The sequence below is a fragment of the Flavobacterium sp. ST-158 genome (genome assembly GCF_058309975.1).
In genome coordinates, this window is sequence record NZ_JBZEEN010000004.1 from 173034 (window position 1) to 188315 (window position 15282).

Below are 15282 nucleotides of genomic sequence, written 5' to 3' on the forward strand. Positions count from 1 at the left end.
CCATCGTATTCCCCTCTCGAGAGGGGTTAGGGGTGTGTAAGAAAATTAAATTATAAAACAAAAGCTCTCATGTAGCACAATCCTATTCCTCTCTAGAAATCGAAGATGCAATGATTCCTAAAAATAAAGCTGTTTATGTATAATAATCTGCTATTTCTTTTTCCACCCTTTAGGGATGGGGCAAGAAAAAGAAATATCAAAAGCGTCCTGCTTTTTTTTCCCTTTTAGGGGGTAGGAGTAAAAAAAGAAAGCAATAATCGTCCAGTTTTTTTCCAGGCTTTAGGGTGGGGAAAGAAAAAAGAAGTTTAACTATTTAGCATTAGTCGAAAATCTAAATGTTACCACCAAACGCATTCCTCTATTAAGAGGAGCTAGGGTCGTGTTCGCATCGTTTGTCTTAGTGGGATTTTCCCATTTTAAGAAAAACATAATAATTTGCACATTCGGATTCCCCTCTCGAGAGGGGTTAGGGGTGTGTAAGAAAATTAAATTATAAAACAAAAGCTCTCATGTAGCACAATCTTATTCCCCTCTAGAAATCGAAGATGCAATGATTCCTAAAAATAAAGCTGTTTATGTATAATAATCTGCTATTTCTTTTTCCACCCTTTAGGGATGGGGCAAGAAAAAGAAATATCAAAAGCGTCCTGCTTTTTTTTCCCTTTTAGGGGGTAGGAGTAAAAAAAGAAAGCAATAATCGTCCAGTTTTTTTCCAGGCTTTAGGGTGGGGAAAGAAAAAAGAAGTTTAACTATTTAGCATTAGTCGAAAATCTAAATGTTACCACCAAACGCATTCCTCTATTAAGAGGAGCTAGGGTCGTGTTCGCATCGTTTGTCTTAGTGGGATTTTCCCATTTTAAGAAAAACATAATAATTTGCACATTCGGATTCCCCTCTAGAGAGGGGCTAGGGGTGTGTTAAAAACGTAAAGGTATAAACCTAAAGCTCTCAATTAGCACAATCCTATTCCCCTCTGGAAATCGAAGATGCAAGAATTCCAAGAAAATAGTAAATAGAGTTATAAGGGTTAGGGCTGTGTTAGAATCCTAAGGATCATTTGTATCGTTTCAACAATTTATTCAACCATTTAAAAAAGAACAAAATTTTATCCTAGATTTGTCGCCTCAGATTGTCACCCTGAGCTTGTCGAAGGGTATAACCCATAACCCATAACTGATTAATGTTTTTCAACTCCTTGGCATTTGCCATTTTCCTCCCCATAGTATTTATACTGTATTGGTTTGTTTGCAATAAAAACAAAACCACACAGAATACTTTATTGATACTCGCCAGCTATTATTTCTATTCCTGTTGGGATTGGCGTTTTTTGTTCTTGTTGGTTTTTTCCACTTTCTTAGATTACTTTACGGGAATCCAAATTGAAAAAAGCCAGAAAGAAGGCAGTCGAAAATTTTGGTTTTGGCTCAGTATTGGTATCAATTTAGGCTTTCTGGGGATGTTCAAATACTATAATTTTTTCGCCGCTTCCTTTGCTGAGCTCATGCAAAGTTTTGGTTTAAAATCTTCGCCCTTTTTATTAGATGTCGTTTTGCCAGTGGGTATCTCATTCTATACCTTTCACGGTCTGTCGTACGTAATTGATATTTATTACAAAAGAATCAAAGCCGAGTACAATTTTGTCGATTATTCCCTGTTTGTGAGTTACTTTCCGCTTTTGGTAGCCGGTCCTATCGAAAGAGCAACTCATTTATTACCTGAAATAAAAGAAAAAAGAAGTTTTGATTTCGAACAGGCTAAAGCTGGAATCTACCAATTATTATGGGGATTAGTTAAAAAAGTAGTAATTGCAGATACCTGCGCGACTTATGCCAATGCAATTTTTGATCATTATGAAGCAATGAATGCATTATCGCTTATTTTAGGGGCTGTTTATTTTGCTTTTCAAATTTATGGAGATTTCTCCGGTTATTCGGATATGGCATTGGGGATGTCAAAATTGTTTGGATTAGAATTATTGCGAAACTTTAATTATCCTTATTTCTCTAGAGATATTGCCGAATTCTGGCGTCGTTGGCACATTTCGCTATCCTCATGGTTTCGGGATTATTTGTACATTCCATTAGGAGGAAGCAAGGGAGGCATGTGGATGAAAATCCGCAATACCTTTATCATCTTTTTGGTAAGCGGATTTTGGCATGGAGCCAATTGGACTTATGTAGCTTGGGGATTCATCAATGCGGTGTACTTTCTGCCTTTACTTTTGCGAAAGTCCAACAGAAACAATTTGGATACCGTGGTTTTGGATAAAAGTTGGGAATCAGTCAAAGTAGTGCTGCATATTGTACTCACTTTTGCACTAAGTTGTCTGGCTTGGGTCTTTTTCAGAGCTAAAACCATTACCGACGCTTTTTTGTATTTAAAAAAAATGCTGACCAATGGAGAATTCACTTCACAGTATTTAGACAATGAACGTTACAATTATGAACTAATACTCCTGATTTTGGTTTTTGTCATGGTCGAATGGAACAACCGTACCAAAGTCGAACCCATTTCAGGCAAGTACCAAACCATTAAATTAGCACTCTGTTTGGCAACCATTATAGCTTTAGGAACCTATACAGACTATAAAGAATTTATCTATTTTCAGTTTTAAGTTTAAATTTTCGTTTTTCCCCAGCCCTAAAGGGAGCTGAAAATTTATAAGTTTGGAAAGAACAAATATTATTCCTTTCTTTTTTCCACCCTTTAGGGAGGGGAAAGAAAAAAGAAATTACAAAAGCATTCTAGTTTCTTTTCCCTTTTAGGGATGAGGCAAGAAAAATTAATATTAATAACGTCCTGCTTTCTTTTTCCCTTTAGGGGTAGGGTAAAAAAAGAAAGTAACAAAAGTCCTGCTTTCTTTTTTCCTTTAGGGGCAGGGGTAGGAAAAGAAACTTAGAGTTTGGAAAGAAAAAAGAAAAATAATCAACAATGAAACAATTCCTAGTATTCACTATAAATACAATCATCACAATAGTGGTATTAGCAGTAATCCTAGATTACGCTTACACCACTGTTTACCTTCATTCCAACAATCGCAACAAAGTCGACTATGTTTTTAATTCAAAAGCAAAGAATTACGATGTTGTAATTCTAGGATCATCTCGTGCCAACAACCATTTTGTTAGTGAAATGTTCGAACAAAAAGGCTTGAAAACTTTCAATTATGGAATGAGTGGTGGCCATCTTTTTGAAGCCGATTTATTGTTGAAATTAATGTTGGAACGCAACTATAAAATCAAAACAGTCATTCTGGAAGCCGATTTGAATTTGTCGAACGAACATCAGGCCGAAGGTGTTGCTGCCAGATTTTTGCCTTATTTTCACGTTTCTGAAACCGTGAGAAAACATTTTGAAAATGAAGTCGATTTTAATGAAATGTATTATATTCCATTTTATCGTTATTTAAAATATGAAACAAGAATTGGTTTTAGAGAAATGTTTTTTAGTTTGATAAAAAGAAAATCAAAGTTGCTAAATCATGGAGGCTATTATGCTCTGGGTGATAAAAAAGGAAATATGAAAAACAATATTCAAAATTTAAAACCTTTGCCGCAAAACAAATATTATGAAGAAATCAAACGTATGTGTAAAGCCAATAACATTAATTTTATTGCTGTCATGACGCCCATGTGTGAGAACGTAATAGGAATGAATTATTTTGAAAAAGTACATCAAGCCTATCCCGAAATTCACAATTACGAGAATGTCGTAATTGAAAACAAGTACTTTTCTTCCTGTGGACATATGAACGATAGCGGAGCAAGAATATTTACAGCAAGAATTATCAATGATTTTTTATTGAATAAAAATAAAAGTGCTGGAATAAAGTAAAAAGCTGTTTATGTATAATAATCCCTTATTTCTTTTTTTTCCAGCCCTAAAGGGAGACGAAAATTTAGAAAACCTTGAGTGTTTATCGTTCATGATAAAGATTAACATCCTGCTTTCTTTCTCCCTTTAGAGGCAGGGCTAAAGAAAGAAAGCAATAATCATTCATTTTTTTCCACCCTTTAGGGAGGGGCAAGAAAAAAGAAATAACAAAAACATTTTAGTTTCTTTTCCCCTTTAGGGGCAGGGGTAAGAAAAGAAACTTAGGGCGGGGAAAGAAAAAAGGAATTGAACTATTTAGCATTAGTCGAAAATCTAAATGTTACCGCCAAACGAATCCCCCTCTCGAGAGGGGCTAGGGGTGTGTTAGCTGATTTTGTTTTTAGCAAAAAAAAACATCCTGAACGATTAGCCTATCAATACCACCAAACGAATTCCCCTCTAGAGAGGGGTTAGGGGTGTGTTAAAAGCGTAAAGGTATAAACCTAAAGCTCCCAATTAGCACAATCAAATTCCCCGCTGGAAATCGAAGATGCAACGATTCCTAAATATAAAATAGAGTTATAGGGGCTAGGGGTGTAAAATTAAAATCGCAAACAAGAATCGCCCTGCTTTCTTTCTCCCTTTAGGGGTAGGGGTAAAGAAAGAAAGCAATAATCATCCATTTTTTTCCACCCTTTAGGATGGGGCAAGAAAAAAGAAATAACAAAAACATTCTAGTTTCTTTTCCCCTTTAGGGGCAGGGGTAGGAAAAGAAACTTAGGGCGGAGAAAGAAAAAAGAAATTGAACTATTTAGTATTAATCGAAAATCTAAATGCTACCACCAAACACATTCCCCTCTCGAGAGGGGCTAGGGGTGTGTTAAAAGCGTAAAGGTATAAACCTAAAGCTCTCAATTAGCACAATCACATTCCCCTTTAGAAATCGAAGATGCAACGATTCCTAAAAATAAAATAGTAAATAGAGTTATAGGGGCTAGGGGGGTAAAATTAAAATCGCAAACAAGAATCGCCCTGCTTTCTTTCTCCCTTTAGGGGTAGGGGTAAAGAAAGAAAGCAATATTTAGGATGGGGAAAGAAAAAAGAAATAACAAAAAACATTCTAGTTTCTTTTCCCCTTTAGGGGCAGGGGTAAGAAAAGAAACTTAGGACAGGGGCAAGAAAAAAACAAAACCAAATCGGGATATAATGAAATAAATTGGAGTGAGTATAAAATGGAGAATAGTTTTCATTTAGCACCATCGCATTCCCCTCTCGAGAGGGGCAAGGGGTGTGTTAGCTGATTTTGTTTTTAGCAAAAAAAAACATCTTGAACGATTAGCCTATCAATACCACCAAACGAATTCCCCTCTCGAGAGGGGTTAGGGGTGTGTAAAAAGCAATAACACAACTTATTCGTTTTAATTATTATTTTACAACTAAGTTTCCTATAATTGTAAGATAGAAAATCCACTTATGCACATCGCCTTCTTAACCCCCGAATATCCTCATCCCAATGTAAATCATGCTGCGGGAATAGGAACCAGTATTAAAAATCTAACTTCGGCCTTAGTCAAAGAAGGAATTACGGTTACAGTATTGGTGTACGGACAAAAAACGGAGCAGGTTTTTGAAGAGAACGGAATTAAATTTCACCTAATCAAAAATAAAAAGTATAAATGCTTAGGTTGGTTGTTACACAGAAAACACATCAATAAGTATTGCCAAGCCGTTATTGAAAAAGAAAAAATAGATTTAATAGAAGCACCTGATTGGACAGGGATAACTGCTTTTATGAAATTTACAATTCCATTGGTCATTCGTTTGCATGGCAGTGATACCTATTTTTGTCATTTAGAACAACGCCCACAGAAAATTAAAAATTTTTACTTTGAAAAAATAGCCATGCAAACGGCAGACGCTTTTATTGCTCCCACGAATTTTGCTGCAAAGCTATCCCAAACCCTTTTTAAAATAAAAAATAAAACGATTAAGACCATTCCTCATGGATTAGACTTATCTCAGTTTGAAAACAAATCAGTTGAATCATACCAAAAAGGAGTACTACTTTATGTAGGGACCATAATACGCAAAAAAGGGGTTTTAGAACTTCCCCTCATATTCAATAAAGTTCGAAAAGACTATCTTGAAGCCCAATTGCTTTTAATTGGTAGTGATGCGACAGATAGTAAAACAAATTCCAAATCTACCTGGCAGTTGATGCAGACTCAATTTTCAAAAGACGATGTAGGTCATGTTAGTTATTTGGGTAAAAGGACTTATGAGGAGGTACAGGAATATATTAAAAAGGCTCATGTCTGTATATTTCCGACCTTTGCCGAAACCTTAGGGATGGTAACCATTGAGGCTATGGCCATGCAAAAGGCAGTAGTGAATTCTAGTATCGGCTGGTCACAAGAATTACTAATCGATGGCGAAAGCGGCTTTTTAGTACATCCTTCACAACATGATGCCTTTGCTGAAAAAATAGTAGAATTACTGCAAAATAATGTTTTATGCCAAAAAATAGGACTACAAGCAAGAGCAAGAGTAGAAGCCAAATTTGATATAAAAAAAATAGTAAAAGAAAATATCGAATACTATCAGCAACTGATAAAAAGTACCAAAGATTGAATTTTGATATAGGTTGACTTAAGTTTTCCTTATGTTGGGCTGTCATCCAGAGCCTGTTGAAGGGTGAGAGCTTTCTTGAAAATGCATCAAAATTACACCCTTTAGGGTTAGGGGAAATTAATTTTGATGAATTTTAAAGTCCTTAAAAATGAATAAATAACAAGCTAAAACAGATAACACAATCTACAAGTAGTGAATTCCTAATATTGTTTCATTTTGATTATTAGCTACTATTAATCTGTGAAAATCAGTGCAATCCGTGGTAAAACAAACAGTCACCCTTAGCCTGTTGAAGGGTGAGAGCTTTCTTGAAAATGCATCAAAATTACACCCTTTAGGGTTAGGGGAAATTAATTTTAATGAATTTATAAAGTCCTTAAAAATGAATAAATAACAAGCTAAAACAGATAACACAATCTACAAGTAGTGAATTCCTAATATTGTTCCATTTTGATTATTAGCTACTATTAATCTGTGAAAATCAGTGCAATCCCTGGCAAACTAAACGGTCACCCTTAGCCTGTAGAAGGGATAGAGCTTTCTTGAAAATGCATCAAAAGTACACTTTTAGATGTAGGGGAAAGTATTTTGCTGAAAGAGTGCCTATTAATCTGTGAAAATTAATGTAATTTGCAGTGAAAAAACAAAGGATTAGTTTAGGATGATTATAGCCTACCATGAAAAGAATAAACTGCTAAAAGTAACTAGAAATGAAGAACGTTTATCTTTTTCTTCTAATACAATTGCAGCGGCATTAGTAGACCTAGCTGATGCTTACCCGCAGGATTGGATCATTTGGTGTGCATCAGACTTGGAGTCCAAATTAAATAAAACTCATTTGCCAACCATTTTTCACCATCACAAAATTATGGCTTCTTATAATGTTGGCAGACAATATTATATTCCTACTGCTATAGGTTATGTAGAAGAATCCCCTTTTATCAAAGTCAATAAAAAAGTAAGCTATCCTACTTGGCTGATGAGTAGTGAAGTAGGAGGAGTACATGCTACTGTTTTAAAGAAAATGGGTACTAAACTAGTAGAGAATAATTTAGATTATTTCTTAAACTCTCTGGCCAAACTAGGAATGCTTGCAGGACTTTTTTGTTATTCAGAACCAGCTTTGTTAACTGCTATTCCCAATCCATTAAAGTCAAAATCAGCAAGCAGTAATTATGTGTTGTTCCGATTTGTAAAACAACATTACAAAAAGCGTTGGTTGTTATTATTGGCACTCAACTTAGCACTTTATGAAAAACGATTGCCAATACTTCCTTTTTGCTATGCGCTGTTTTTTAAAAATAGGAAAAACGCTGCTCTGAATGTAGCCGAAATCGCTGTTTGTTCTCATTTAAAAACAGTAGTACAAAAGACAATAGATGTAATTATTCCTACTATTGGACGAAAACAATACCTCTGTGATGTTTTAAAAGACTTAGCTCAACAAACCCATTTGCCCCATAAAGTAATTATTGTGGAGCAAAACCCGTTGGAAGCAAGCATTTCCGAATTGGATTATCTTACAACAGAAAGCTGGCCATTTACCATCAAACATATTTTTACCCACCAAGCAGGAGCTTGCAATGCCCGAAATTTGGCTTTAGCCGAAGTAGAAAGCGAATGGGTATTTATGGCTGATGATGATATTCGATTTGATTTTGATTTTTTTGAAAAAGTAATTGATAGAATAAGGAAGTATGGAATTAAAGTACTAACTACTTCCTGTCTTCAGCCAAATGAAATTCAAGTATACAAAACCACACACCAATCAGGAATTTTTGGTTCAGGCAATAGTTTTGTTAAAACAACTTGTTTGTCTAATATAAGTTTTGATAAAGCACTGGAGTTTGGTTATGGGGAAGATACCGATTTTGGTTTGCAGTTACGCAATCAAGGACATGATATTATATATTTCCCCGATTTGAAAATAACCCATCTCAAAGCCCCAATGGGAGGGTTTAGAATAAAAACACCCAAAAAATGGGAATCAGAGCACATACAACCCAAACCATCACCAACAGTATTGTATGTAATGCAAAAATACTACAGTGGACAGCAATTAAAAAGCTATAAATTGGTTTTGTTCTTAAAACTGTTAAAAAAAGAGTCACCGGCTAATTATGTTACTTTTTGTAAAACCTTCAGGCAAAAATGGAACTGTAGTGTTTATTGGGCTAACAAACTATAAGGATAGAGGATTTAATAAAAACTAATGTGTAGTTGTAAATTGTTTTGAAAATCCAAGTAGTATATGAAGTCATTTATGTCAGGCTGAGTTTGTCGAAGCCTTTTTAATTAAAAAGCAGTTTGATATATAATTTTATTTAAAAAACAATAATATAAATGGAAATATATAAATAAATTTAAGCACTTTTAATTCCCCTCTAGAGAGGGGTTAGGGGAGTGTTTTGCCGATGTTTATTAGCGATTCTCTTGAATAAACAACAATAAAAGTTGTTTTTGTGTAAATCAATAAAATAAAGAATATAATAGGAAGCAAATGAGGTATGAATTTCTAGTTTTAGAGACGATTCTTTAACAAAAGCTATCAAAAATCTAATACAAGGAATATAATTAATTTAAAATTAAATGCTAAAAATTTATACAGAACAAAAGTATCTAAGTGCACAAAACAGAAGAATTGTTTTTCCCTTGCTCTTTGATTTATGGTATTTGCCTAATAACAATTTATTAGAAAAATATCAAATCGTTGCAACTATTGAAGAGGCGGATATAGCTGTGGTTCCAGTTGATATTGCCTTTTATCACAAGAACAACAAACAACAGGAATTAGACAGTTTTATAACTAGTGCATTGGGTTTGGGCATAAAAGTATGGCAGTATTCAGCAGGAGATTATGGTAAGAGTGGCAATAATGCAGTGCATACTTTTAGGCTGGCTGGTTTTGACTCTAAATTGAATGCAAATACTTTTATCCTGCCTTCATTTATTAATGATCCCTATACAAAACACAATCAAAGTTTTCGTTCCTTAGCCAAAGAGGAACAACCACAAATAGCTTTTGTGGGGCATGCCTCAAATGCTTGGGACAAAAAACTAAAAGCATACCTGGTTTTTATAGTGTATAATGTCAAGCGTTGGATGAAAAAAGTGGATACCGATTATCAGCCTTTTTACCCTTCGGCCAGAAAGCGTTTTCAGTTGTTGTCATTATTAGAAAAAAGTACTGCTGTAAAAACCGATTTTATTTTGAGGAAACAATACAGGGCCGGGGTAAAAACAGCAGAACAAAAAAGGCAAACAACAAGGGAGTTTTTCGAAAACATGGAACGCAATCCCTATACTTTTTGCTTGAGAGGTCTCGGGAATTTTTCGGTACGTTTTTATGAAACCTTAGCTATGGGACGCATCCCCTTGGTTGTAGATACTGATTTTAGATTACCTTTGAACCAAAAAATCAATTGGTCAGAATATTGTATCATAGTTCAGGAAGATAAAATAATGGAGACTTTAATCGAGTTTCATCAAAAGATTAGTCCTGAAGATTTTGAAAGAATGCAAACCAACAATAGAACATTATGGAAAACGCATTTAGAAAGACAAGCTTATTTTTTAAATATCCATACCATTTTTAAAGAAAAGGCCCAATGAAGTTCTCTTTAATTATTTGTACGTACTTGCGTCCCAAACCTTTAATAGATTTATTAGAATCTGTTAAAGAACAGTCTCTTTATCCTGATGAAATCCTAATAATTGATGGCTCTACAAACCAAGCAACAGCAGCCCTTTTAAACGAAAAATCATTTTCAAATCTAAAGTATTTCCTGGTAACAGCCGAAAATAGAGGATTGACCAAACAACGGAATTTTGGAATATCAAAAGTAGCGGCACAATCCGATATCGTTTGTTTTTTAGATGATGATACAGTTTTAGAAACAAATTATTTTGAAGAAATTATAAAAACCTTTAAAACTAAAGAGGATGCTGTAGGTGTTGGTGGGCTGGCTATAAATGAATACAAATGGCAACTTCAAAACCCTAATACTAATTACAATAAGAAAAAATACTATTGCTTTGAAAACTATGTGTACAAAGAAGGTTTACGCAATAGACTTAGAAACTATTTAGGATTGGCTTCAAAACTTCCACCAGGAAGGATGCCAAGTTTTTCACATGGTAGAACTTCTGGATTTCCAATGACAGGAAAAACATATGAAGTAGATTTGTTAATAGGGATGTCTATGGCTTTTAGAAAAAGCATTTTTAAAGACATTCAATTTTCTAAATTCTTTGAAGGCTATGGCTTGTATGAAGACGCCGATTTTTCTTTGAGAGCCCTAGCCTATGGCAAAAATTACTGCAATACTAACGCAAGACTTTCTCATTTTCATGCCAAATCAGGCAGACCCAACCAATACCATTATGGAAAAATGGTAGTGAGAAACGGCTGGTACGTTTGGCGAGTAAAAAATCCCAATCCTAGCTTAAAAGACAAATGGAAATGGTATGCCATTACCATTTTATTAGCATTAATTAGATTGTCAAATGCAATGACAACAAAAAATAAAAAAGTAGCTTTTACGGAATCCATAGGGCGTTTGCTAGCCTGTGTGGATTTAATTTTTAATAAACCAATAAGTAAATGAAAGTATCAACTTTTTTTAGTATGCGTAATTACGAATATATGTTTTATATTATTAAACCTTTTCCAAAAAATGTAATTAAGCAGCAGAATTGTTTTAAAAGTTTTAAAAATCTTAATAGTATTATCGATTACATTAAAGTGAGAGATTATAATAAAATTGTAGTTGTTGCAAGCGGTCCTTCAGCTAAGGGGGTAAGGTTAGAAAAAGGTACCTTGTATTTTACAACTAATAATGCTTTAAAATTAGTTAAATCAATGCCTTTCATTTATGTTGTTAATGATTCGTATTATCTTATGAAATATTTAAAAACATTTAAAAGTCCAATAGAATGGCAAGGAACTTTTTTTTGGTATGTTTCTACCAAATCTAAAGTGAAAGAGTATAGTGTAAATTTTTTAAAAAAATATTTAATTTCAAAATCTAGAAGTAAAAAGGAATTTTTAATTACAAATGTTAATGAACCATATTGTTTAAAAGGTATTCATGATGAGATAGTAATGTATTTAAAGTCAAATTTAGATATTAACTATTATGGAGTAAATTCAGGATTCGTTACTTTAGTTTTGGCATATGTAATTTGTTCTATTACAAATACTGACATAGAAATTTACGGATTAGATATGGGGGAAAATGGTGGAGGTTATTTTGATAAAAACATAGAAGTAGGTAAAAGTATCAATAGTGAAGAAAATAAAAGAATTGTTCAAGAATTTTTATTAAAAATATACCAGTCTAATATTAAGATTACTAATTATTCTAATTTTATGAATTACCAAAAATATTGATTTATGTCAATGATAAGGAAACCATAAAGAAAGCAATTGACGACCTAATCTTTAATACAGATTTGAAGGCACAAATCGAATCTCAAAGCAGGAAATACTTTGAAGTATATCTCACTCCTGAGATGGTTATTAAAAGAATTGTAGCATATAACAAAAGTTAATGATATCAATTAAATCAGTATACCATAAGTCTATTAGAAGAATAAATCGCAATCCCTTATTCAATTCTAATACTGAAAACAGTTTGGATGGGGCTCAATAAATTTTCTATTCTTTAGGACAGAAAAAAAGAGTACTAAGTTTTCATTTTACCCAAGACCTAAAGAAAGCCGAGAAATCCCCAACATTCTAGATTAACAATAACGTTCTGATTTCTTTTCCCCTTTTAGAGGCAGGGGTAAAAAAGAAATGCAAAAAAAACTTTAGGGGCAGGGGTAAAAAAAGAAATAACAATTCACCCAGTTTTTTTCCACCCTTTAGGGGCAGGGGTAAGAAAAAACTTGAGGAGGAAGTGATAAAAAAAAAAGAGTACTAAGTTTTCATTTTACCCAAGACCTAAAGAAAGCCGAGAAATCCCCAACATTCTAGATTAACACTAACGTTTTGATTTCTTTTCCCCTTTAGGGGCAGGGGTAAAAAAGAAATCTACCTTTAGGGCGGGGGTAAGAAAAAAACTTTAGGGACAGGGGTAAAAAAAGAAATGCCAAAAACACCCAGTTTTTTTCCACCCTTTAGGGCGGGGCAAGAAAAAAAAATTAGGAAAAGTTAGAAGTAAGACTTTTAAGGTGAGAGAATAAAAGAATATTTTTTAATTTGTTTAAACTATTTTAGTGTTATGGACAAAAATAAAAATCAATCCGACAATATGTGGAAAGGCGCAACTCCACAGATTTTTTCAAATGCAAAAAAGTTAAGACAAAATCAAACAGAAGCCGAAGAGAAACTTTGGATAGCCGTAAAAGACAATCAAATAGATGGATATAAATTTAGAAGACAACATCCACTGAGTATTTATGTGGCTGATTTTTATTGTCATGCACTTAAATTAGTAATCGAAATCGATGGCGGATATCATTTGGATGAGGAACAATTACTTTTAGATAAAAAAAGAACAGCCGATTTAGAATTTCAGGGATTAAAAGTAATCCGATTTACAAATGAACAAATAATACATAATTTAGAAGAGGTATTAGAAAAAATTAAATTGTTTATAAAATAAAAATTCTTTATTTCTTTTCCCCTTTAGGGGCAGGGGTAAAAAAAGAAATAACAAAAACATCCAGTTTTTTCCACCCTTTAGGGCAGGGGCAAGAAAAAACTTGAAGAGGAAGTGATAAAAAAGAAAGAGTACTAAGTTTTCATTTTACCCAAAACCTAAAGAAAGCCGAGAAATCCCCAACATTCTAGATTAACACTAACGTTTTGATTTCTTTTCCCCTTTAGAGGCAGGGGTAAAAAGAGAAATAACAAAATCACCCAGTTTTTTTCCACCCTTTAGGGCAGGGGAAGAAAAAAACTTTAGGGGCAGGGGTAAAAAAGAAATAACAAAATCACCCAGTTTTTTTCCACCCTTTAGGGCGGGGGTAAGAAAAAAACTTTAAGGGCAGGGGTAAAAAAGAAATGTCAAAAACACCCAGTTTTTTTCCACCCTTTAGGGCAGGGGCAAGAAAAAAACTTTAAGGGTAGGGGTAAAAAAGAAATGCCAAAAACACCCAGTTTTTTCCACCCTTTAGGGCAGGGGAAGAAAAAAGCTTTAGGGGCAGGGGTAAAAAAGAAATAACAATTCAGCCAGTTTTTTTCCACCCTTTAGGGCAGGGGTAAGAAAAAAACTTTAGGTGCAGGGGTAAAAAAGAAATAACAAAATCACCCAGTTTTTTTCCACCCTTTAGGGCAGGGGAAAGAAAAAAACTTTAGGGCAGGGGCAAGATAAAATTTTTGAGTGCAGTCCATTCACACAACTCCCTATACCCACACCGTTAAAAAATAAAACCCCGCAAATTTTTGCGGGGTTTTGGAATACCAATTACCAAACTGTTACAGTACCTCAATCAGGTTAAGCACATTGTAATTGCCATTGCGCAACGAATACGGTAGGCCATTTACTTCTTGATAAAACTCAATCAGCAGCAGGTTAAACTGGAAAGCGCTGGCCGCTGGTACCACAGCAGGAGTCAGTACCACGGTAGAAGGCGTGTTGTCCAATGCAAGAATGGTATCAGGACTAAAACTATGGCTAAAGCTCCCGCTAACAAAATCTAGGGTACTTATTCCCGAGCGAAAACCCACATGGGTAGCGCCTTCAGGATACAACAGCTGCTCCTGAGTGACCAAATCGGCAATAGTCACTACGCCTGTAGCCGCATCCAGTGTGTAGGCCGCATGAAGTACTGTAGCCAGACTGGCTTTAGCATTAAAATCAAAGCCTTTTAAAAGCGACTTGCCGGCAGCAGTCTCCAATCCGTTGGGAACATTGCGCTTACCTCTTTTCGAACTGCTGTCCAAATCCTTAATCTGATTCAGCAATTGAAGCATTCTGCCCGATAACTTGGGGTCTTTGGCACGGTTGAGCAAAATCCCGATAGAATCCCGTATCAGTTTTCCCGATTTTGCAGTCGAACCAAATTCGCTGATGTTTTCTCGGGTTCGGGCAAAAGCAGGATCATTCATAATCCTTTTTTTGTTGATTCCCCCTTTTGAGCGTACCAGATAACCGCCTTGTGACTTGTAAAAAGTCAGATCATTCAAGGTACCTTCCAATTTGATAAAACTACTTACTTTTCCCATAATATAAATATTTAATAGGTTAATAATAGTCTAAAGGTAGGGGCTAATATATTTACAGTCAATGTTTTGGTACGATAATGAACGTTTAAAATGTTTTTGCTTTATTTGAGCCAATAGGTTTGTTTTAGAGCAATTAGTGCCCAAAGTGATATTTTAATAAAAAAGGTGTAATAAATCCTATTTTGTACAATAGGGAACAAAACAAACACTTTTTACCAACTTTTTTTATGGAGGATACTCCATACATACTCCATACATACTCCATACATACTCCATACATACTCCATACATACTCCATGACCCGTCCTGAAATGTATTTTTGGATGAATTATATATTGTTTTTAAGAAAAAGTTTATAAAAAAATAAACAACTAAGAAAAATATTGCTAAATTTGTGATTGTTAGATGATTAAAAAATTTGTTATGATAAGAATTGTAATTTATCCCAGTGATATTATGGCGCTTACTAATAAAAGCAATAGTTATGCGCGAAAAGAAATTCAACGTGTCAAGAAAGCGTTGAATAAGCAAAGTCATCACATGCTAACCATAAAAGAGTATTGCGAATACTATGCTTTTGATATCAATGAAGTAACTGCTTTATTAGATAGATTTGAAAGGAAATAAAGTTTACTCCTAACTTTTAACTCTTAACTCATAAC

10 protein-coding genes are annotated in these 15282 nt (G+C 34.3%); 9 read left to right on the forward strand and 1 reads right to left on the reverse strand.

Annotated features, from left to right (window positions below; genetic code table 11):
* Window positions 1–1180 precede the first annotated feature (1180 nt).
* The 8 genes from AC4FRF_RS08235 to AC4FRF_RS08270 all read left to right on the forward strand — a co-directional run bounded on the left by AC4FRF_RS08235 (window position 1181) and on the right by AC4FRF_RS08270 (window position 13055).
* On the forward strand, window positions 1181–2614 hold the full coding sequence (locus AC4FRF_RS08235) for an MBOAT family O-acyltransferase (RefSeq protein ID WP_491159005.1): 1434 nt from the start codon (window positions 1181–1183) through the stop codon (window positions 2612–2614).
* Between the two features lie 317 nt (window positions 2615–2931).
* The gene (locus AC4FRF_RS08240; RefSeq protein WP_491159006.1) at window positions 2932–3834 is read left to right on the forward strand and encodes a hypothetical protein; all 903 of its coding nucleotides are present in this window, start codon (window positions 2932–2934) and stop codon (window positions 3832–3834) included.
* 1452 nt (window positions 3835–5286) lie between these two features.
* A complete protein-coding gene (locus tag AC4FRF_RS08245) occupies window positions 5287–6444 on the forward strand; it encodes a glycosyltransferase family 4 protein (protein WP_491159008.1) in 1158 nt (385 codons plus the stop codon).
* Between the two features lie 661 nt (window positions 6445–7105).
* Window positions 7106–8632: a glycosyltransferase family 2 protein gene (locus AC4FRF_RS08250; RefSeq protein WP_491159009.1), complete on the forward strand. Its 1527-nt coding sequence runs from the start codon at window positions 7106–7108 to the stop codon at window positions 8630–8632.
* A gap of 401 nt (window positions 8633–9033) precedes the next feature.
* On the forward strand, window positions 9034–10056 hold the full coding sequence (locus AC4FRF_RS08255) for an exostosin domain-containing protein (RefSeq protein ID WP_491159010.1): 1023 nt from the start codon (window positions 9034–9036) through the stop codon (window positions 10054–10056).
* Entirely contained in the window at window positions 10053–11051 is a 999-nt protein-coding gene (locus tag AC4FRF_RS08260; RefSeq protein WP_491159012.1) for a glycosyltransferase family 2 protein, read from the forward strand. The genes AC4FRF_RS08255 and AC4FRF_RS08260 overlap by 4 nt, the downstream gene beginning before the upstream one ends.
* A complete protein-coding gene (locus tag AC4FRF_RS08265; RefSeq protein ID WP_491159014.1) occupies window positions 11048–11836 on the forward strand; it encodes a hypothetical protein in 789 nt (262 codons plus the stop codon). Before AC4FRF_RS08260 ends, AC4FRF_RS08265 begins: the two co-directional genes overlap by 4 nt.
* Window positions 11837–12671: 835 nt before the next feature.
* Complete coding sequence (locus tag AC4FRF_RS08270; RefSeq protein ID WP_491159016.1) at window positions 12672–13055, forward strand: endonuclease domain-containing protein; 384 nt, start codon at window positions 12672–12674, stop codon at window positions 13053–13055.
* A gap of 815 nt (window positions 13056–13870) precedes the next feature.
* Here AC4FRF_RS08270 and AC4FRF_RS08275 read toward each other — a convergent pair.
* Window positions 13871–14620 carry a hypothetical protein gene (locus AC4FRF_RS08275; RefSeq protein WP_491159017.1) on the reverse strand — a complete coding sequence of 250 codons (750 nt, stop codon included), beginning with the start codon at window positions 14618–14620 and terminating at the stop codon, window positions 13871–13873.
* 423 nt (window positions 14621–15043) lie between these two features.
* Between AC4FRF_RS08275 and AC4FRF_RS08280 the strand changes: the two genes are divergently transcribed.
* Entirely contained in the window at window positions 15044–15247 is a 204-nt protein-coding gene (locus AC4FRF_RS08280) for a hypothetical protein (protein WP_491159019.1), read from the forward strand.
* Window positions 15248–15282: the final 35 nt, after the last annotated feature.